This window comes from Blastococcus mobilis, from assembly GCF_900188025.1.
GTDB lineage: Bacteria > Actinomycetota > Actinomycetes > Mycobacteriales > Geodermatophilaceae > Blastococcus_B > Blastococcus_B mobilis.
In genome coordinates, this window is sequence record NZ_FZNO01000018.1 from 49,980 (window position 1) to 68,065 (window position 18,086).

Annotated in this window: 23 protein-coding genes; 18 read left to right on the forward strand and 5 right to left on the reverse strand. The window is 72.3% G+C overall.

Annotated elements, in window-relative coordinates; genetic code table 11:
• The first annotated feature begins 10 nt into the window (after nt 1-10).
• From cpaB to CHB94_RS15970, 5 genes are all read left to right on the forward strand, one after another.
• The gene (gene cpaB / locus CHB94_RS15950; protein WP_089337549.1) at nt 11-754 is read left to right on the forward strand and encodes a Flp pilus assembly protein CpaB; all 744 of its coding nucleotides are present in this window, start codon (nt 11-13) and stop codon (nt 752-754) included.
• The gene (locus CHB94_RS15955) at nt 751-1,941 is read left to right on the forward strand and encodes a CpaE/TadZ family protein (protein WP_089337550.1); all 1,191 of its coding nucleotides are present in this window, start codon (nt 751-753) and stop codon (nt 1,939-1,941) included. Before cpaB ends, CHB94_RS15955 begins: the two co-directional genes overlap by 4 nt.
• 110 nt (nt 1,942-2,051) lie before the next feature.
• Nucleotides 2,052-3,368, forward strand: coding sequence for a TadA family conjugal transfer-associated ATPase (locus CHB94_RS15960; RefSeq protein ID WP_254920696.1), 1,317 nt, complete (start codon nt 2,052-2,054; stop codon nt 3,366-3,368).
• A gap of 2 nt (nt 3,369-3,370) precedes the next feature.
• On the forward strand, nt 3,371-4,312 hold the full coding sequence (locus CHB94_RS15965) for a type II secretion system F family protein (protein WP_089337552.1): 942 nt from the start codon (nt 3,371-3,373) through the stop codon (nt 4,310-4,312).
• Nucleotides 4,312-5,214 (forward strand): type II secretion system F family protein, encoded by a 903-nt coding sequence (locus tag CHB94_RS15970; protein ID WP_089337553.1) that lies wholly within the window; start codon nt 4,312-4,314, stop codon nt 5,212-5,214. The genes CHB94_RS15965 and CHB94_RS15970 overlap by 1 nt, the downstream gene beginning before the upstream one ends.
• A gap of 51 nt (nt 5,215-5,265) precedes the next feature.
• On the opposite strand, the gene CHB94_RS15975 is transcribed toward CHB94_RS15970, so the two are convergent.
• Nucleotides 5,266-5,601 carry a DUF8129 domain-containing protein gene (locus CHB94_RS15975; RefSeq protein WP_089337554.1) on the reverse strand — a complete coding sequence of 112 codons (336 nt, stop codon included), beginning with the start codon at nt 5,599-5,601 and terminating at the stop codon, nt 5,266-5,268.
• Between the two features lie 156 nt (nt 5,602-5,757).
• Between CHB94_RS15975 and CHB94_RS15980 the strand changes: the two genes are divergently transcribed.
• From CHB94_RS15980 to CHB94_RS15995, 4 genes are read left to right on the forward strand one after another with little or no spacing between them, the layout of a single operon-like run.
• Nucleotides 5,758-6,894, forward strand: coding sequence for a baeRF2 domain-containing protein (locus tag CHB94_RS15980; RefSeq protein WP_089337555.1), 1,137 nt, complete (start codon nt 5,758-5,760; stop codon nt 6,892-6,894).
• A 31-nt stretch (nt 6,895-6,925) separates the two neighbouring features.
• Nucleotides 6,926-7,183, forward strand: a complete 258-nt coding sequence (locus CHB94_RS15985; protein WP_089337556.1) for a DUF2795 domain-containing protein — start codon at nt 6,926-6,928, stop codon at nt 7,181-7,183.
• A 1-nt stretch (nt 7,184) separates the two neighbouring features.
• Nucleotides 7,185-7,436, forward strand: a complete 252-nt coding sequence (locus CHB94_RS15990) for a hypothetical protein (protein ID WP_089337557.1) — start codon at nt 7,185-7,187, stop codon at nt 7,434-7,436.
• 2 nt (nt 7,437-7,438) lie between these two features.
• Nucleotides 7,439-7,822, forward strand: a complete 384-nt coding sequence (locus tag CHB94_RS15995) for an acyl-CoA thioesterase (protein ID WP_254920697.1) — start codon at nt 7,439-7,441, stop codon at nt 7,820-7,822.
• Between the two features lie 4 nt (nt 7,823-7,826).
• On the opposite strand, the gene ddaH is transcribed toward CHB94_RS15995, so the two are convergent.
• Nucleotides 7,827-8,675 carry a dimethylargininase gene (gene ddaH / locus CHB94_RS16000; protein WP_217899333.1) on the reverse strand — a complete coding sequence of 283 codons (849 nt, stop codon included), beginning with the start codon at nt 8,673-8,675 and terminating at the stop codon, nt 7,827-7,829.
• Nucleotides 8,676-8,860: 185 nt separating this feature from the next.
• Between ddaH and CHB94_RS16005 the strand changes: the two genes are divergently transcribed.
• From CHB94_RS16005 to CHB94_RS16020, 4 genes are read left to right on the forward strand one after another with little or no spacing between them, the layout of a single operon-like run.
• On the forward strand, nt 8,861-9,268 hold the full coding sequence (locus tag CHB94_RS16005) for an Lrp/AsnC family transcriptional regulator (RefSeq protein ID WP_254920698.1): 408 nt from the start codon (nt 8,861-8,863) through the stop codon (nt 9,266-9,268).
• On the forward strand, nt 9,265-10,305 hold the full coding sequence (locus CHB94_RS16010) for an alpha/beta fold hydrolase (RefSeq protein ID WP_254920699.1): 1,041 nt from the start codon (nt 9,265-9,267) through the stop codon (nt 10,303-10,305). Before CHB94_RS16005 ends, CHB94_RS16010 begins: the two co-directional genes overlap by 4 nt.
• Nucleotides 10,248-10,676, forward strand: coding sequence for a ChaB family protein (locus CHB94_RS16015; RefSeq protein ID WP_089337559.1), 429 nt, complete (start codon nt 10,248-10,250; stop codon nt 10,674-10,676). Before CHB94_RS16010 ends, CHB94_RS16015 begins: the two co-directional genes overlap by 58 nt.
• A 52-nt stretch (nt 10,677-10,728) precedes the next feature.
• Complete coding sequence (locus CHB94_RS16020; RefSeq protein WP_089337560.1) at nt 10,729-11,718, forward strand: SDR family oxidoreductase; 990 nt, start codon at nt 10,729-10,731, stop codon at nt 11,716-11,718.
• A gap of 6 nt (nt 11,719-11,724) precedes the next feature.
• Here CHB94_RS16020 and CHB94_RS16025 read toward each other — a convergent pair whose 3' ends face one another.
• Nucleotides 11,725-13,035, reverse strand: coding sequence for a M24 family metallopeptidase (locus tag CHB94_RS16025; protein ID WP_089337561.1), 1,311 nt, complete (start codon nt 13,033-13,035; stop codon nt 11,725-11,727).
• Nucleotides 13,036-13,141: 106 nt separating this feature from the next.
• A complete protein-coding gene (locus CHB94_RS16030; RefSeq protein ID WP_089337562.1) occupies nt 13,142-14,293 on the reverse strand; it encodes a GGDEF domain-containing protein in 1,152 nt (383 codons plus the stop codon).
• Nucleotides 14,294-14,421: 128 nt separating this feature from the next.
• Here CHB94_RS16030 and CHB94_RS16035 point away from each other — a divergent pair, with 128 nt between their 5' ends.
• The 5 genes from CHB94_RS16035 (at nt 14,422) to CHB94_RS16055 (ending at nt 17,234) form a co-directional block, all read left to right on the forward strand.
• The gene (locus tag CHB94_RS16035) at nt 14,422-14,895 is read left to right on the forward strand and encodes a cupin domain-containing protein (RefSeq protein WP_089337563.1); all 474 of its coding nucleotides are present in this window, start codon (nt 14,422-14,424) and stop codon (nt 14,893-14,895) included.
• A 75-nt stretch (nt 14,896-14,970) separates the two neighbouring features.
• Nucleotides 14,971-15,153 carry a hypothetical protein gene (locus tag CHB94_RS16040; RefSeq protein ID WP_089337564.1) on the forward strand — a complete coding sequence of 61 codons (183 nt, stop codon included), beginning with the start codon at nt 14,971-14,973 and terminating at the stop codon, nt 15,151-15,153.
• Nucleotides 15,154-15,255: 102 nt separating this feature from the next.
• Entirely contained in the window at nt 15,256-15,951 is a 696-nt protein-coding gene (gene npdG, locus CHB94_RS16045; protein ID WP_089337614.1) for an NADPH-dependent F420 reductase, read from the forward strand.
• A gap of 73 nt (nt 15,952-16,024) precedes the next feature.
• Entirely contained in the window at nt 16,025-16,777 is a 753-nt protein-coding gene (locus CHB94_RS16050; RefSeq protein ID WP_089337565.1) for a helical backbone metal receptor, read from the forward strand.
• A gap of 31 nt (nt 16,778-16,808) precedes the next feature.
• Nucleotides 16,809-17,234 carry a DUF2784 domain-containing protein gene (locus CHB94_RS16055; RefSeq protein WP_089337566.1) on the forward strand — a complete coding sequence of 142 codons (426 nt, stop codon included), beginning with the start codon at nt 16,809-16,811 and terminating at the stop codon, nt 17,232-17,234.
• A 13-nt stretch (nt 17,235-17,247) separates the two neighbouring features.
• Here the strand turns inward: CHB94_RS16055 and panB are convergent, their stop codons facing one another.
• Nucleotides 17,248-18,078, reverse strand: a complete 831-nt coding sequence (panB, locus tag CHB94_RS16060) for a 3-methyl-2-oxobutanoate hydroxymethyltransferase (protein WP_089337567.1) — start codon at nt 18,076-18,078, stop codon at nt 17,248-17,250.
• Between the last annotated feature and the right edge of the window lie 8 nt (nt 18,079-18,086).

Below are 18,086 nucleotides of genomic sequence, written 5' to 3' on the forward strand. Positions count from 1 at the left end.
GCGACCACTCGTGAGACGTCGACTTCTCGCCGCGTTCGTGGCCCTCGTCCTCCTCGTCGCCGGCACGCTGGTCCTGCTGGCCTACGTGCGCGGCGCGGACGCGCGCGCCCTCGCCGGCACGCGCACCGTCGAGGTTCTGGTGGCCGACGAGCTCATCCCGCAGGGGACGCCGGGCGGTGAGCTGGCCGGCCTCGTCCGCACCGAGCTGCTGCCCGCCAAGGCGGCCCTGCCGGGGCGGGTCACCGATCTGTCCTCGCTCGCCGGCCGGGTGTCCACGGTGGACCTCCAGCCGGGGGAGCAGCTGCTCGCCGGCCGGTTCGAAGACCCTGACGACCTCCAGGCGGTCGGAACGGTCGCGGTGCCCGAGGGGCTCCAGGAGGTCAGCGTCCTGCTGGAGCCGCAGCGGGTGATCGGCGGCCGTATCGCGGCCGGCGACACCGTGGGTGTGTACCTGTCCCAGGTCCTTCCGAGCGGCACGAGGCAGACCTCCGACGTCCTCCACCACGTCCTGGTCACCCAGGTTCAGGGTGCCCCGGCGGCACCTGATCCGGACGCCGAGACGGAGGCGGAGCCGGCGGCGACGCCGTCCGCCAGTCTCATGATCACGCTGGCCCTCGTCGCCAAGGACGCCGAGACCGTCGTCTTCGGCATGGAGCACGCGACGCTGTGGCTGTCCCTGGAGACCGAAGGCGACGACACGAGCGGCACGCGCGTCGTCGACGAGACCAACATCTACGTGGGGGTACCCCGATGAGCCGCGTCGTGCTGGCCGGAGCCGGCGAGGAGCTGATCCTCCGGGTGAAGGAGGCGGCCGACGGGGACGTCGCCGTCCTGCCGCCGGGCCGTCTGCCCAGCGAGCCCGCCCGGCTGTTCGAGCAGCTCCTCGACGGTGAGCTGCCCGACGTGCTGCTGGTGGGTCCGCACGCGCCGGCGCCGGAGGTGCTGACGCTGGCCTCGCGGCTGGACGTGCAGAGCCCCGGTATCAGCGTCGTCCTCATGGCCGAGCCGTCACCGGAGATGTGGCAGGCCGCGATGCGTGCCGGCATCCGGGACCTGCTCCCGCCGAGCGCCGACGTGGCCGACATCCGGGCCGCCGTGGAGCGGGCCGGCCACGCCGCTGCCAGCCGGCGGCGGGTGCTGCGCCCGGTGAGCGAGACCGAGCGCTACGCCGGCCGGGTCATCACCATCGCCTCGCCCAAGGGCGGGGTGGGCAAGACGACGGTCTCCACGAACCTCGCCATCGGGCTGACCGCGGCGGCGCCGCAGTCCACCGTGCTGGTCGATCTCGACGTCCAGTTCGGTGACGTGGCGTCGGCATTGAGCCTGGTGCCCGAGTACACGCTGCCCGACGCGGTCCGTGGCCCGGCCAGCGAGGACACGATGGTCCTCAAGACCTTCCTCACCCAGCACCCCAGCGGCCTGTACGCGGTCTGTGGTGCGGAATCGCCGGCCGCCGGGGACACGGTCACGGGCGAGGACGTCACCCGGCTGCTCGCGTCGCTGGCCCGGGAGTTCCGCTACGTCGTGGTCGACACCGCGCCCGGCCTCTCCGAGCAGACGCTGGCCGCCCTGGACCGCGCCACCGACGTGATCATGCTGACCAGCATGGACGTGCCCGGTGTCCGCGGACTGCGCAAGGAGCTCGATGTTCTCCGCGAGCTGGCCATGATCCCGGCCGGCCGGCACATCGTCATGAACTTCGCCGACCCCAAGGGCGGTCTCACGGTGCGCGACGTCGAGACGACGATCGGCGCGGGTGTGGACGTCGTCCTGCCGCGTTCCAAGGCCGTGCCCGCCTCCACCAACCAGGGTGTTCCCATCCTGCAGAGCAACCGGCGCGACCCCATGGCCAAGGAGATGCGGCGCCTGGTGTCCCGCTTCGCCGCCACCCCTCTCATGAAGCCCGGCAAGTACCGGGCCAGGCACCGGGCGGCCAGCTGATGAACCTGACCTCCCGCCTCGAGGCGGCGCGCGGAGTCCCGGCGGCGGTCCCTGCTTCGCCCGTCCCAGGCGCGGCCGCGACCACCGGCGTCCCGACCACGCGGTCGGCCGTGACGCCGGCGCCGCCGCCCCCGACCGATGCGCTCAGCCGCCTGAAGGACCGCGTCGGCAAGGCGCTGTTCGAGCGCATGGGCAGTCGGATGAACGATCCGAGTCTGAGCGAGAGTCAGCTCCGCGCCATCGTGCTCGGTGAGCTCGACGAGGTCGTCGAGGAGGAGAACGTCCCGCTCAGCACCGAGGAGCGGCAGCGGCTGACGGCCGAGCTCGCCGACGACGTGCTGGGCTACGGCCCGCTGCAGCGCCTGCTCGACGACTCCGCGGTCAGCGAGATCATGGTCAACGGCCCGGACGCGATCTACGTCGAGCGCAACGGCAAGCTGGAGCGCACCGCCACGCGGTTCACCTCCGAGGAGCACCTGCGCCGGGTGATCGACCGGATCGTCTCCCGCGTGGGACGGCGGATCGACGAGTCGTCGCCGCTGGTGGACGCACGTCTGGCCGACGGTTCTCGCGTGAACGCGATCATCCCGCCGCTGGCCTTCAGCGGCTCGACGCTGACCATCCGCAAGTTCTCCAAGGACCCGTTCACCGTCGACGACCTGATCAGTTTCGGCACGCTCTCCCCGGAGATGGCGGAGCTGCTCAACGCCTGCGTCGACGCGCGGCTCAACGTCATCGTCTCCGGCGGTACCGGCACCGGTAAGACGACCCTGCTCAACGTGCTCTCCTCGTTCATCCCCGAGGGGGAGCGGATCGTCACCATCGAGGACGCCGTCGAGCTGCAGCTGCAGCAGGAGCACGTCGTCCGGCTGGAGTCCCGGCCGCCCAACATCGAGGGCAAGGGCGCGATCACCATCCGCGACCTGGTCCGCAACTCCCTCCGCATGCGGCCCGACCGGATCGTGGTCGGGGAGTGCCGTGGCGGGGAGAGCCTCGACATGCTGCAGGCGATGAACACCGGTCACGACGGCTCGCTGTCCACGGTGCACGCCAACTCGCCGCGGGATGCGATCGCGCGCCTCGAGACCCTGGTCCTCATGGCGGGGATGGACCTGCCCCTGCGGGCCATCCGCGAGCAGATCGCCTCCGCCGTCGACGTCGTCGTCCAGCTCACCCGCCTCCGGGACGGCACCCGGCGGGTCACGCACGTGACCGAGGTGCAGGGCATGGAGGGGGAGACCGTCACCCTCCAGGACGCCTTCCTCTTCGACTACTCCGCGGGCGTCGACGCCCACGGCAAGTTCCTCGGCAAGCCGGTGCCGACCGGCGTCCGCCCGCGGTTCACCGAGAAGTTCGACGACCTGGGGATCAAGCTCTCGCCGCGCGTGTTCGGGGTGGCCGAGCCGGCCGGCGCACGGGGCTGGTGACCATGTCCGCGCTGGTGCTGGTCATCGGGGTGGCCGCGGTTGCGGCCGCCCTGCTCGTGATCGCCCTCGTCGTCCTGCCGCCGGGGCCGTCCCGGGTGCCGCTGAGCCGGCTCGATCCGTCGGTGGCGCCGTCGGCCTCCGCCCTCGCGGGCGCGGGCGCCGCGGCCGGGGCCGCGGTGGAGAAGGTACTGGTCAAGCGCGGCCGGGCCGCTGCCGGCGCGGCCGCCCTGGAGCGGGCCGGCATGGCGATGCGCCTCCCGGACTTCGTGCTCGTGGTCGGCGTGGCCACGGTCGTGCTGGGGGCGCTCGGCCTCGTGCTCGGCGGGCTCGTGTTCGGTCTGCTGCTCCTGGTGGCGGTGCCCTTCGGCGCCAAGCTGTTCCTGAACTTCCGGGCCTCGCGGCGACAGGCGGTCTTCGCCGACCAGCTCGACGACTCGCTTCAGCTCATGGCCGGAAGTCTTCGGGCCGGCCACAGCCTCCTCCGCGCGGTCGACTCCGTCGCCCAGGAGGCCGACTCCCCGACCTCGGAGGAGTTCTCGCGCATCGTCAACGAGACCCGCGTCGGCCGTGACCTCAACGACGCCCTCGACGAGGTCGCCGAGCGGATGGGCAGCGACGACTTCACCTGGGTCGCCCAGGCCATCGCCATCCACCGCGAGGTGGGCGGCAACCTGGCCGAGGTGCTCGACGCGGTCGGTCACACGATCCGGGAGCGCAACGCCATCCGCCGACAGGTGAAGGCGCTGTCGGCCGAGGGCAAGTTGTCGGCGATCGTGCTGATGGCCCTGCCCTTCGGGGTCACCGGGTTCATCTCCATGACCAACCCCTCCTACATTGCGAAGTTCACCCAGAGCCTGACGGGCTACGCGATGCTGGCGGCGGCGGTGGTCATGCTGCTGGTCGGTGGCGTGTGGCTCAAGAGCACAGTCAAGATCAAGTTCTGATGAGCACCCTGCCCGCCTCCGTGCTCGTCGCGGCCGCAGCGGTCGGACTGGCCGTGCCGGTGCTCGGCTGGTCGCTGTTCGCCCGGCCCGATGCCGCCACGGTCCAGGCCCGGGACAACCTGCTCCGCGGCGTCGAGGCGGTAGGTCCCGGCACCGCCGCGGCGGAACGCAGTCGACCGGGTCTGCTCGCCCGGCTGGCGGGGGGGCTCACCCCGCGCGGGACCGTCGCCCGGCTCGACCGGCTGGCCGGTGCCGCCGGTCGCCCCGCCGCCTGGCCGGTGCCCAAGCTCGTCGCCGCCAAGCTGGTGCTCGCCGTCGTCGCCGGCGGGTTCGGGCTGCTCCTGGTGAGCGGCGGCGCGAGCCCCCTGGTCGTGCTCACTGCGGTCGTCGCCACCGTCGTGGCCTACTTCCTGCCCGAGCTGTTGCTCCACAGCCGCGGCCAGGAGCGGCAGCAAGCGATCCAGCTGGAGCTGCCCGACACCCTCGACCAGATGACGATCGCCGTGGAGGCCGGGCTGGGCTTCGAGTCGGCGATGGCGCGGGCCGGCAGCAACGGCAAGGGCCCGCTGGCCGAGGAACTGGTGCGCACGCTCCAGGACATCGCCGTCGGCCAGCCGCGCCGCGAGGCCTACCTCGCACTCGCGGAGCGGACCCGCGTCACCGATCTGCGCCGCTTCATCCGCGCCGTCGTGCAGGCCGACCAGTACGGCGTCTCGATCGCCGACGTGCTGCGCACGCAGGCGCAGGAGATGCGGCTCAAGCGCCGGCAGCGGGCCGAGGAGAAGGCGATGCAGATCCCGGTGAAGGTGATCTTCCCGCTGATCCTCTGCATCCTGCCGACCCTGTTCATCGTGCTGCTGGGCCCCGCCGTCATGGACATCGTCGCGACCTTCAGCAAGTAGGGACGACACGGCGACCCTCCGGGTCGCGGTGTCGTCCTGAGGACGACAGTGTTATCGCGGCTGGGCCGGGTTCGTCGGGTCGCCGTGGGACGGCGGGTTGATCGGCGGGCCGGACGTCGCCTCGGAGACCTTGGAGCCCCCGGCCGCCGCCCCAGCCGCCTCCGGCGTCGCCGCGGCCCGATCGCCTCCGGACGGCTGGGCACCCTCCCGCAGACCGGACAGCCGGCTCTCCATGACGGCCACCACCTGTACCCGGTTGGCGTGCGCCCGCTCGTAGTCGAGCAGGGTGGTCAGGTCCCCGGCGTCCAGCGTGCGGATCCGGGAGGTCAACGAACCCACGGGCAGGTGGTCGTAGTCGGGCAGCGGCAGGTCGTCGCGCTCGGTCATGGTTCCTCCTCGTGAGTTTCTCAGGTCGAGGTCGGCCTACCCGGGGTCCCTAGATCCGACACAGGGTGTGAGCGGACCGACGGTGGGTAGGCGGCGACGGCGGGATTGTCCACCGCAGGACACCTGACCGATCGACCAAGGAGTTGCCGCACCGTCATGGACGCGTCCTTCCTGGAACCCGTCTTCGCTGCCACCGGGCCCTTCGCCACGGTGTGCGCCGACGTCACGCACACGACCGAGAACGCCGACACCGAACTGGACCTGCGCGTGCGTGCGGTCGCCGAGCGGCTGACCGAGCAGGGTGCACCGGAGCCCGTCGTCGAGGCCGTCCGCAGTCGGTTGCTGGAGAGCAACGAGGGAGGCGCGGCCGGCACGTTGAAGGGCCGCGCCGTGGTCGTCGCCTCGGACGGGTCCGTCGTCCTCGACCAGGCCCTGGTGGACGCGCCGCGGCGCGAGATCGCCGAGTGGGGACCGCACCCGGATGTCCTGCCCGTCCTGCGTCAGTTGCCCGGGCGGGTGCCGCACGTCGTCGTGCTGATCGATCGCACCGGGGCCGACATCACCTACGTGGGCGCGCCTGGCCAGATCGGCGAGGACACGGAGGAGAAGACGGTCCAGGGCGAGACCTTCCACCTGCGCAAGGTGAAGGTGGGCGGTTGGGCGCACGACCACTGGCAGAACAGCGCGGAGAACCAGTGGGAGGCCAACGCCGGCCAGGTCGCCGAGGAGATCGCCTCCTATGCACGCCGGCTCTCGCCGGAGTTCGTGCTGATCGCCGGGGACGTCCGGGCCCGCAACATCCTCGCCGACTCGGCCGGCGACCTCTGGAAGGACCTCGTCGTCACCATGGACGAGGGCGGCCGTGCGGCCGGCGCGGACCGGGAGCCGGTCGCCCGGCGGGCGGACGAACTCGTCGCCGAACACGAGGCACGGGCCTGCGCCGAGGTCCTCGAGCAGATCCAGGCCGCCGGGGCCCACGGCCTGTCCGCCACCGGCAAGGAGGCCGTCGTCGACGCGCTCCGCAAGGGGCAGGTCGAGACACTGGTCCTCGCCGACGACCCGGGCGAGGACACGCTCCTGGTGGGCAACGGGCCTCTCGAGCTGGGCGTGAACCAGCACGACATGGATGCGCTCGGCATCCACGGCGAGGTCGTGCCGACCGATCGTGCGCTGCTCGCGGCCGCCGTGGCCAGCAGTGCCGGCGTGGTGATCGTGCCGCGCTCGGCGATGCCGGACGAGGTCCCCGTGGCCGCCGTCCTCCGATACACCGACGCCTCGACGTCGGCTTCCTGACCAGCCCGTTCGACCGAAGGAGAACGTTCCCGTGACCGACCCGCACCAGCCCGCCACCGCGCCCGGCACCGACCAGGGCGACATCGAGCGGCGGGCCGCGCTCGCCGAGGCCCTGGGCAAGGAGGTGTGGCCGGCCGATCGCGACACCCTGGTCGCCAAGGCCCAGGAGGGCAACGCCCGGGACGACGTCCTGAGCCAGCTGCGACGCCTGCCCGAAGGCCGGCAGTTCGAGAACGTCCAGGACGTCGCCCAGGCCCTGGGGCTGGGCACCGAGCAGCAGCGGTTCTGACATGCCCTCGATGAAGGACCCCTCACCCGAGGCCGTCGCCAACGTCACCGAGCAGAACGTGCAGACCCGGGCGCAGCTGCTGCCCGAGGAGCAGTCGGTCGAGGGTCACCCCGACCCGGCGCAGGGCGACCTCGATCCGAAGATCCAGGCCGCGGTGATCCTCGCCGAGTCGGAGGAACGCACGATCCACGCCGATCCGGACGACGCCCAGGGAGGTCACCGCCAGTCGGCGGAGACCGCCGACCAGCCCTGACCGTGCGCCACGAGCATCCGGTCCAGTTGCGCTGGTCGGATCCCGATTCCCTCGGGCACGTCAACCACGCCCGCGCGTTGAGCCTCATCGAGGACGCGCGACTGGCGATGGTCGCAGAGCTGCCGGGGGAGTCGATGATCCTGGCCCGGCTGGAGGTCGACTACCTCCGGCAGCTCTACTACCGCGTCGGTGAGCGGCCGTGCGTCTCCAGCTGGGTGACCCGGATGGGTACGAAGTCGGTGACCGTGCGCCAGGAGCTCGTCCAGGACGGGCAGGTCGCCATCCGCGCCGACGTCGTCATGGTGACGTTCGACTTCGACACCGACGCCAGCCGGCCGCTCACCGACGACGAGCGGCGGCACTGGTCGAAGTACCTGCAGATCTAGCGGCTCAGGCGCGGATCTCCAGGGTGCAGCACTTGACGCTGCCGCCGGCCTTCAACAGCTCCGACAGGTCCACGCCGACCGGGGTGTAGCCGTGGGCGCGCAGCTGATCGGCCAGGTCGGTGGCGGTCGAGGGCAGGACGACGTTGCGGCCGTCGGAGACGGCGTTGAGCCCGAGGACCGTCGCGTCCTGCTCCCCGGCCAGGATCGCGTCGGGGAACAGGCGCTGCAGAACCGCCCGGCTGCCCGGACTGAACGCCTCGGGGTAGTAGGCGATGTCGTGGTCGCCCAGGACCGCGAGGGCGGTGTCCAGGTGGTAGAAGCGCGGGTCGACCAGGTGCAACGACACGACCGGGACGCCGAAGAGCTCCTGCACCTCGCCGTGCGCCCCCGGGTCGGTGCGGAATCCGGTGCCGGCCAGCACCAGGTCGCCGACGACGAGGAAGTCGCCCTCACCCTCGTTGACGTGCACGGGTTCGGTGACCGTCTTCAGGCCGGCGGCTCGCAGCCATCGCAGGTAGGCAGGGCCTTCCGCGTGCCGCTCGGGGTGGGTGAAGCGGGCACCGAGGGCCTCCCCCTCGAACACCAGGCCACCGTTCGCGGCGAACACCATGTCGGGCAGGCCGGGCTCGGGATCGATGAGCTGTACCTCGTGGCCGAGTGCCAGGTAGGTCTGGCGCAGGCTTTCCCACTGCCGGATCGCGAGCGCCCGGTCCGCGCCTCGCGTGACGTCCATCCACGGGTTGATCGCGTAGTCGACCGCGAAGTGGTCCGGGCGGCACATGAGATAGCGGCGCGGGGTGGCGATCCGCTCGGCGTGCTCGGCGGCACGGGGACGGGGCAGGACGACGGTCACCAGGACTCCTCAGCGGGGCGGGCGCCGGCGCCATCTGCCGGACAGCCGGAACGCTAGGGAGGGGGAACATGCACCGCAACGTTGTTTCCTTGCGTGTTCCTCGCCGGTACGTTGCGTCTGTATTGCACGGACAGCGATCTGTTGCGTGGAGGCGGCATGGACACGATCGACGAGCAGGTGATCGGTTGCCTGTTGCAAACGCACGGGCGACCTTCGCCGAGATAGGAACGGAGGTGGGCCTCTCGGCGCCGGCCGTGAAGCGGCGGGTCGACCGACTGGTGGCGTCCGGTGCGATCCGGGGCTTCACCGCGCTGATCGACCCCGACGTGCTGGGCTGGCAGACCGAGGCCTACGTGGAGCTGTACTGCAAGGGCACCGTCGCCCCGGAGGACCTCCGGCGCAGCCTGGAGCGGGTGCCGGAGGTGGTCGGCGCGGCCACCGTCTCCGGAACCGCGGACGCGCTGGTCCACATGCTCGCCTCGGACGTGAAACAGCTGGAGCGGGCCCTCGAGCGCATCCGCGACGAGCCCAACGTCGATCACACCCGCAGCGTCATCGTCCTGTCTCGACTGATCGACCGCCCGCGCACGTGAGCGCACGGCAGGATGCCGACGTGACCGGGGGCTTCTTCGAGGGCTTCACCGAAGGCCGGATCGACGTCGGCGACGGCGTCGTCCTGCGCGTGCGGCATGCCGGCGACGGGCCGCCGGTCGTCCTCCTGCACGGCCACCCCCGCACGCACACCACCTGGCACCGTGTCGCCCCGCGCCTGGTGGCGGCGGGACACACCGTCGTCTGCCCGGACCTCCGGGGGTACGGGCGCTCGTCGAAGCCGCCCACGACCGAGGAACACGCGCCGTACTCGAAGCGGGCGATGGCCGGCGACGTCGTGGCGCTCATGGCAGCCCTGGGACACGACCGGTTCGCCGTCGTCGGGCACGACCGGGGCAGCTACGTGGCCATGCGGACGGCGCTCGACCATCCGGCCGCGGTGACGCACCTCGCCGTCCTCGACTGCATCCCCATCGTCGAGCACCTCGATCGCGCCGACGCCCGCTTCGCGGCCGCCTGGTGGCACTGGTTCTTCTTCGCTCAGCCGGAGAAGCCCGAACGGGCGATCAACGCCGACCCCGCGGCCTGGTACGGCTCCCATGCACCCGGGAAGGCCGATGCACCCGGGAAGGCCGAGGCCATGGGAGCGGAGAACCACGCCGACCACCTGGCGGCGATCTCCGACCCGGAGACGGTGCGGGCGATGCTCGAGGACTACCGGGCCGGCCTGACCGTCGACCGGGCAGCCGAGGAAGCCGATCGCGCCGCGGGGCGGCGGGTCACCTGCCCGACGTTGGTGTTGTGGTCGGCCCGGGACGACCTGGCGGAGCTCCACGGCGACCCGCGGGAGATCTGGACCGGTTGGACCACCGACCTTCGCGGGGGCGGCCCATCGACAGCGGTCACCACATGGCCGAGGAGGCCCCGGACGAGCTGGTCGGCGCGCTGGCTGCGTTCCTGCGGATGTGATCATCCCGTCCCTCCGGGTAAGGGTCGGCCAGCGATTCGAGAGGAGAAGGCATGCCGAAGACGACGAAGAGCGGCGCCGCCAAGCTGTCGGAGCTGCCCAGCACGCTGAAGCGTTCGCCGAAGAAGGCGCAGCGCACGTTCGCGAAGGCGCACGACTCCGCCGCCGAGGAGTACGGGGACGAGAAGCGGGCCAATCAGGTCGCGTGGGCCGCGGTGAAGCACAGCTTCGAGAAGGTCGGCGACCACTGGGAGAAGAAGGCGGGCGGAAAGAAGGGCCCCTCCGACGCCCAGGCTGCGGGTGGGAGGGACACGAACCGGAAGACCGCGGGTGGCGTCGACGCCAATGCGACGAAGGACCACCTGCTCAAGCTCGCGAAGAAGCTGGACATCTCCGGCCGGTCGACGATGAAGAAGAAGCAGCTGGTCGAGGCCATCCAGAAGGCGAACGACAAGAAGACGGCCGACGCCCGCAAGAAGTGATTCCGGGGCGCCGTCCCGGTTCCCCCGAACGGCGAGGGGTACGAGGCGATTCATGACCCAGCCGCGACCGCTGTCCGAGCAGGCCGTCGTCGTCCTCGGTGCCTCCAGCGGCATCGGCCGGGCGGCCGCCCTGGAGTTCGCCGGGCGTGGCGCCCGGAAGATCGCCGTGGCCTCGCGCGGGACCGAGGCGCTGGACACGCTCGTCGCGGACCTGACGGCCGCGGGTGCCGAGGCGGTGGCCGTTCCGACCGACATCACCGACGAGGCGGCGGTCACCGCGCTGGCGCGTGCCGCGGAGGAGCGCTTCGGCCGCATCGACACCTGGGTGACCGTCCCGGGGGTCGGCATCTGGGGCGCCGTCCAGGACATCTCGCTCGACGAGTTCCGCCGCGTGATGGAGGTGAACTTCCTCGGCCACGTCGCCGCCGCGCAGATCGCCGTCCCGGCGCTGCAGCGCGCCGGAGCCGGTGTGCTCATCGGCATCGGCTCGGTGGAGGGCTACCGCTCGATGCCCTTCCACGCGCCCTACTCCGCGAGCAAGTTCGCCTTGCGAGCCTTCTACGACGCGCTGCGCATGGAGCTGGCCGACGCGGGCTCGCCGGTGTCGGTGACCTCGATCCTGCCGGCGGGCATCGGCACACCGTTCTTCGAGCACGCCCGCACCAAGCTCGGTTCCATGCCGAAGCCTCCTCCGCCCGTCTACGCTCCCGAGCTCGTGGCCGAGGCGATCGTGCGGGCCGCCGAGCACCCACGTCGTGAGGTCCCCGTGGGCGACGCCGCGCTGGGCTTCCTCGCCGGTCAACGGTTCAGTCCCGCCCTGACCGACGCCTTCCTGTCCCTCACCGGGCGGCGGCTCCAGACGACCGACCGTCCCGACGACGGCACGGACATCCTGGACTCGCCGACGCCGGGCCCCGGTGCCGTGCGCGGCGCCTTCGCCGACCAGCTGCGCACCACCAGCCCGGTCACCCGGGCGGCGGGTGCGATGGTGCGCCCGGGAGAGCTGCTCCTGAAGGCGCGCCGGCGCCTGGCCAACCGCTGACGGCGGTCAGCCGCCCGGGATGAGGATCAGCTCGGTCTGGCGTCCGTCGAGGTACTCGACGCCGTCGCCGGTCAGCGCGATGCCCTGCTCGAGCCCCATCCGGACGCACTGACCGCCCCACTCCGGCACCGGCCGGCGCACCGCGAGCTCGAGGGCATAGACGGTGTCGGCGTGGACGGGGTAGTCCCCCGCACCGGGGACGCCGTCCTGCTCGTCCCACAGCCCGATCGCCGGACCGGCTCCGTGGCCGTGGAAGCCGACGGGGTGGGAGTAGACGTCGGCGTCGATGCCTTCGGCAGCGGCCGCGGACCGCGCCGTCGCGAGCACCTCGTTCCCGGTCCGGCCGACCGCGAGGGCGGCGGTGGTGAGGTCCTGCATCCGGTTGCCGACGTGCAGCGCCTCACGCAGGCCGGCCGGGGCGTCGGCCTCACCCGGCCGCAGCACGTAGCCGTTGCGCTGGGTGTCGGTCCGCAGGCCCAGGCTGGACAGGCCGACGTCGCAGTGCACCAGGTCGCCCGGCTCGATCACCGCGTCGTACGGAACGGCGGGCAGCAGGATGCCGCGCTCCTCGACCAGCGGCACCCCGGCCCGCTGCAGCGAGACGGTCGGCTGGAACCACGGCTCGACGCCGAGGTCGTGGAAGCGCTGACGGATCCACCAGGCGAGATCGAGCGCCGTCGTCGTCCCGGGGGTGAGGGCGGCGGGGGAGTAGGCCTCGGCGATCACGGCGTGGACGAGCCGGTTGAGGGCGTGCAGGGCCCGGATCTCCTCCGGCAGGCGCGTCTCCAGCCAGCCGACGACCAGGTCCTCGGCGGAGACGAGGCGGTCGGCGTACGGGCCGAGCGCGTCGACCAGCAGCCGGTGTTCGGTGTGGGAGAGCCCGTCGGCCAGGGCGAAGGCCTCGGAGACGTCGATGCCGATGCTGCGGGGTTCGGCCTGCGCCACGATCCGGCGCACCACCGCCCACTGCGCGTCCTCGGACGGGAGCTCCGGAGCGTCGTCGGGTGACCAGGCCGGCAGGAACTGACCCACCGGGTAGCGGGAGGCCGCGGCGGCGGTGACCCCGTCGTCGCTGCGATGCAGCACCAGGATCGTCCGGCGACGGGCCGACAGCCAGGTCGCCGGGAGCAGGGTGGCCAGGACCGGGTCCTCGTTGTACTCCCGCCCGATGACCAACCACAGGTCGATCCCGGCGCGGTCCATCAGCCCGGGCAGCACGTCGAGCAGCCGTTGGGTGAGCCAGCGATCACGGACGTCGGCCTGCTCGCGCAGCGGCAACGGAACCGACCTCGTGGGGTCGGGCGCCGCCAGCGTCATACGCACAGGGAAGCAGAGAACCGCCGCGCCCACCGCTCGAACGGGTGACCTCCCTGCAGGGCCCCGCTGCGAGCTCGCGAGCGGCAGGGGCAGGGGGGGTCCTCCGTCAGGCGACCCCGCTGCCGGTGGGGTCGGCCACCCCCGGGACCTCCTCGGGGAGCGGGGTCCGGGCAGGTGGGACGGACAGCGCGACGACCCGGTCGCGGCCCTGCTGCTTGGCCGCGTACATCGCGGCATCGGCACGGTCGACCAGCCGCCACAGCGCGTCGGTCGGGTCCTCACCGTCGACCGGTCGGGCCAGCGCGATACCGATCGAGGCGGTCACCGCGTGCCCGTGGGCGGTCCGGCTGCCGGCTACCGCGCAGCGGAGCCGCTCCGCGAGGTGGGTCGCCTCGTCCGGATCGCCGACCAGCCCGAGCACGACCAGCTCCTCGCCGCCGGTGCGGGCCACGATGTCGGGGGGGCGGACCGCAGCAGTGAGCGAAGCGGCCACCGCCTGCAGGACGGCGTCCCCGGCGGCGTGCCCGTGCGCGTCGTTGAGCCGCTTGAAGTGGTCGAGATCGAGCACCAACGCCGTCAGGCGGGTGCCGTCGCGGCGGGCCTGGCGCCACAGCCGAGGTGCCTGCTCGACGAGGAACCGGCGGTTGTACAGGCCGGTGAGGGGATCGAGCCGGGTGAGGTTCTGAGTGGCGACCAGCAGTCGCTGCACCCGCCGGCGCAGGAGGAAGATCCCCAGGGCGCAGGCGTTGAGCATGCCGGCGCTGACGCCCACCTGCACCCCGAGTCCGACGGCGTTGTCATAGCTCGGCCAGAGCGCGACGAGGCAGGCGACCGTCGTGGCGACCATGTTCGCGACGAGTTGCCACGGCCCCAGGAACCAGGCCGCGACGAAGGCCGGGAACAGCAGCATGAGCGGGGTGGCATAGCGGACCGGGTCCTCGATGGACAGCACGATCACGACGTAGATGAGGTCGCCGAGCAGTACCAGGCCGAACATGTGCCGGGGACCAGCTCGTTGCCGCACCACCAGGCACGCCGCCATGACGACCAGCGCCCCCATGGTGACGGCGTAGACCCACCGCTTGGTGCCCGGACGCAGGACGCCGTCCACGAACAGGGTGGCGGTCCCCATCAGTGCGCCGAGGAGGAGCAGTGCGGCCAGGGTGACGGCGGCGACCCGGTGCTCGGGCCCCCGGCCGACCGCGGGGGGATCCGACACGACGTCGTCGTCCGGATCGCGGTACCACCGGCCGGTCATGACCGAAGGATGCCGCACCGAAGCCGTTCTGTAACCGCCTTGCGGCACCGCTCTATCTCGAAACCCACGGGACGCCGTCCTGGCGACGCACGGGTGACGGCCCTGCCCCGGGCTGTCAGGGTGATCGCATGTCGCATGTCGATCCCGCGCTCGTCGACGTCCGCACGCTCGCCGACCACCCCCTGGTCCCCAACGGCGAGACCAGCAAGCTGCGCATGGTCGCGCCCGGGTCGGCCACTGCCGGTCGCTACGGCCTCGTCGAGTACCACGTCGCACCGCACAGCCCCGGGGCCATGCCGCACGTCCACCGGACGTTCTCCGAGTCCTTCTACGTCCTGACGGGTGAGCTGACGATCTACGCCGCCGGGTCGTGGCAGGCCCACGGTCCCGGCGACTACGCCCTCGTCCACGAGGGCGGGGCCCACGGCTTCCGGAACGACGGGGACGAATGGGCGTCCTTCCTCATCCTCTTCGCACCGGGGATCGCACGGGAGCTGTTCTTCACCGAACTGGCCGAGCTCTGGCGCAGCGGCCGCACGCTGACGCCGGAGGAGATGACCGCGTTCTACGCGCGGCACGACCAGGTGATGGTGGACCCCTGAGCACGGTCGCCGGGCCGGTGACAGGCTGGGCATCGGCGGAGACGACCGCCACCCGATGCCGACCGAGGAGGCCGCATGGCCGGAGGGCCCTGGTTCTTCTGTCTCAAGCACCACATCGTCGAGCCGCGCGACGGCTGCGCGGAGCGCCACCGGCTGGGTCCCTACGAGACCCGGGAAGCGGCGGAGCGGGCGCTGGAGTCCGTCGCCGAGCGCAACGAGAAGCTGGACGCGGAGGATCGCGCCTGGAAGGACGACTGACCTCTCGCGGCCGGATCCTCGGCCACGTGATCGGCTGTCGGAGGCGCCGGGCATGATCGGGTGCGTGGCGCCGGGCAGTCCGGCGCCGGCGGAGGGAGCAACGTGACCGACGGGCGTGCGGTGGAGGATCTGGTCGTCGGGGTGCTGGGTGGCACCGGCCCACAGGGGCGTGGTCTGGCCGTCCGGCTGGCCGCCGCGGGGCAGCAGATCCTCCTGGGCTCCCGCGACGCCGAGCGGGCGTCCGAGGTCGCCGTCGAGGTCGCCGGCCGGGCCACGACCGCCGCGGGCGGGACGGACGTGTCGGTCAAGGGAGGCTCGAACGTCGACGTCGCCGGCGCCGCGGATCTGGTGATCGTCGCCGTCCCGTACGGCGGGCACGCCGCCACGCTGGCCGGGCTCGCGGCTCCGCTGGCCGGGAAGGTCGTCGTCGACTGCGTGGTCCCGATGGGCTTCGACGAGCTCGGCGCCTACGTCCTCGACGTCGAGGAGGGCAGCGTCGCTCAGCAGGCCGCCGCCCTGCTGCCCGACAGTTCCGTCGTCGGTGCGTTCCACCACCTCTCCGCCGTCCTGCTCGAGGACCTCTCCCGACCCACGCTCGACGGCGACGTCATGGTCGTGGGCGACGTGCGGGAGGCCACCGACCTGGTGCAGGCGCTGGCCGGCCGGCTTCCCGGCATGCGTGGCGTCTACGCCGGCCGGCTGCGCAACGCCCGCCAGGTCGAGGCCCTGACGATCAATCTGGTGTCGGTCAACCGCCGGTACAAGGCGCACGCCGGCATCCGGGTCACCGACGTCTGACAGAGGACCCCGTGCTCCCCAGCCCTCGCGCGCTCGGGCCGGGGCCCGGCACGGGACCTGAAGTGCGGAACCGGTGACTTCGTCCGACGACCGTGGGACGGCGTACGCCGGTCCGCCACCTCGCCGGGTCGTCTCGCTCGTCCCCTCGTTGACCGAGGCGATCGCGGCCACCGACAGCGGCCTGCTCGTGGGCGCCACCGACTGGTGCACGCGCCCCGGCGACCTGGACGTGGCCCGGGTCGGGGGCACCAAGTGGCCCGACATCGCCCGGGTGCTGGCGCTGCGGCCCGACCTCGTCGTGGCGAATGCCGAGGAGAACCGGGACGAGGACGTCGACGCGCTCCGGGCCGCCGGGATCCCGGTGTGGGTCACCGCGCCGGCCACGGTCGACCAGGCGCTGGACTCCCTCGGCCGGCTGTGCGCCGTCCTCGACCGGCCGGGCCCGGCATGGCTGGTGCGGGCTCGTGCGGTCTGGTCCCACCCACCGCGGCTGCCGGAGGTGCGCGCCGTCGTCCCGATCTGGCGCAGGCCGTGGATGGTGCTGGGCCGGGACACCTTCGCCGGCGACCTGCTGGGGCGGCTGGGCGTCGGCAACGTCTTCGCCGACTCGCCGCATCGTTACCCACGGCTGGCGAAGGACGATCCGGCGTCCGTGGACGCCGACCTGGTCGTGTTCCCCGACGAGCCCTATGCCTTCACACCCGACGACGGCCCGGAGGCCTGGCCCCAGGCGCGGGCGGCGTTCGTCAGTGGCCGGCGCCTCACCTGGTACGGACCCTCGCTGGTCGAGGCGCCGGAGATCCTCATCGCGCAGCTGCGCCGCTGATCCTCGCGGCCTCCGGTGCCACACTGCAGTCGTGGTCCTCGCGAACGCGGTGGCCGTCCTGCACGCGGCCGCCGTCCTGTTCATGGTCATCGGCTCGCTGCTCGCGCTGCGGTGGCCCCGCCTGCTGTGGCTGCACGTGCCGGTCGCCCTCGGCATCCTCGTCGTCCAGCTGGCCGGATCCGGCTGCCCGCTGACGACCTGGGAGCTGGCACTGCGGGAGGGCGCGGGCGGCTCCGGCTACCGTGGCGGCTTCATCGCCCACTACATCACCGAGCCGATGGGCTTCCCGATCGCGGCGACGACCACCCAGGTCGGCATCCACGTCGTGGCGGTCCTGCCCAACGTGGTCGGCTACGCCCTGCAGGCCCGTAGGGCGACGCGATCGCGGTCACTCGTGGAGCGTTTCTCGTACTCCACGGGGTCTGCAGGACCCGAGATGCACGGGACACGCCCCTGAACCGGGGAGACGATCAGTCGAAGGAGTGCTCGGGCCCCGGGAAGACGCCGCTGTGCACGTCGTCGGCGTACGCACGGGCCGCCTGCAGCAGCTCGCCGCGCAGGTCGGCGTACTTCTTCACGAACTTCGGGACCCGGCCGCCGTTGAGGCCGGCCATGTCGGGCCACACCAGCACCTGGGCGTCGCAGTCGACGCCGGCGCCGATGCCGATCGTGGGGATCGACAGCTCCTTGGTGACCTGACCGGCGATCTCGGCCGGCACCATCTCCAGGACGACGGCGAAGGCGCCGGCCTCCTGGACGGCGTGCGCGTCGGCGAGCAGTTGCTCGGCACCGGCACCGCGGCCCTGCACCCGGAAGCCCCCGAGCGCGTGCTCGCTCTGCGGTGTGAAGCCGATGTGTGCCATCACGGGGATGCCCGAGTCGTGCAGCAACCTGATCTGCGGGGCGACCCGCACGCCACCCTCGAGCTTGACCGCCTGGGCGCCGCCGTCCTTCATCATGCGGACGGCGGTGTCGAACGCCTGCTGCGGGCCCGACTCGTAGCTGCCGAACGGCAGGTCGGCGACGATCAGCGCCCGCTTGGTCGATCGCGTCACCGCCCGGGTCATCAGCAGGATGTCGTCGACGGTGACCGGCACGGTGCTGGTGTACCCGAGGACGACGTTGCCCGAGGAGTCGCCGACGAGGAGCACCGGGATGCCGGCCTCCTCGAAGATCGCCGCGCTGTAGGTGTCGTAGGCGGTGAGCATCGCCCACTTCTCGCCCCGCTCCTTGGCCTGCTGGAGGTGGTGCACGCGCACCCGAGCGGAGGACTGCCCGCCGTAGACGACCGACTCGGTCATGCTGTGTC

Coding starts and splice junctions, on each gene's coding strand:
- CHB94_RS15955 (WP_089337550.1), top strand. CDS start 751: ATGAGCCGCGTCGTGCTGGCCGGAGCCGGCGAGGAGCTGATCCTCCGG.
- CHB94_RS15965 (WP_089337552.1), top strand. CDS start 3,371: ATGTCCGCGCTGGTGCTGGTCATCGGGGTGGCCGCGGTTGCGGCCGCC.
- CHB94_RS15970 (WP_089337553.1), top strand. CDS start 4,312: ATGAGCACCCTGCCCGCCTCCGTGCTCGTCGCGGCCGCAGCGGTCGGA.
- CHB94_RS15975 (WP_089337554.1), bottom strand. CDS start 5,601: ATGACCGAGCGCGACGACCTGCCGCTGCCCGACTACGACCACCTGCCC.
- CHB94_RS15980 (WP_089337555.1), top strand. CDS start 5,758: ATGGACGCGTCCTTCCTGGAACCCGTCTTCGCTGCCACCGGGCCCTTC.
- CHB94_RS15990 (WP_089337557.1), top strand. CDS start 7,185: ATGCCCTCGATGAAGGACCCCTCACCCGAGGCCGTCGCCAACGTCACC.
- CHB94_RS16015 (WP_089337559.1), top strand. CDS start 10,248: ATGCCGAAGACGACGAAGAGCGGCGCCGCCAAGCTGTCGGAGCTGCCC.
- CHB94_RS16020 (WP_089337560.1), top strand. CDS start 10,729: ATGACCCAGCCGCGACCGCTGTCCGAGCAGGCCGTCGTCGTCCTCGGT.
- CHB94_RS16025 (WP_089337561.1), bottom strand. CDS start 13,035: ATGACGCTGGCGGCGCCCGACCCCACGAGGTCGGTTCCGTTGCCGCTG.
- CHB94_RS16030 (WP_089337562.1), bottom strand. CDS start 14,293: ATGACCGGCCGGTGGTACCGCGATCCGGACGACGACGTCGTGTCGGAT.
- CHB94_RS16035 (WP_089337563.1), top strand. CDS start 14,422: ATGTCGCATGTCGATCCCGCGCTCGTCGACGTCCGCACGCTCGCCGAC.
- CHB94_RS16040 (WP_089337564.1), top strand. CDS start 14,971: ATGGCCGGAGGGCCCTGGTTCTTCTGTCTCAAGCACCACATCGTCGAG.
- panB (WP_089337567.1), bottom strand. CDS start 18,078: ATGACCGAGTCGGTCGTCTACGGCGGGCAGTCCTCCGCTCGGGTGCGC.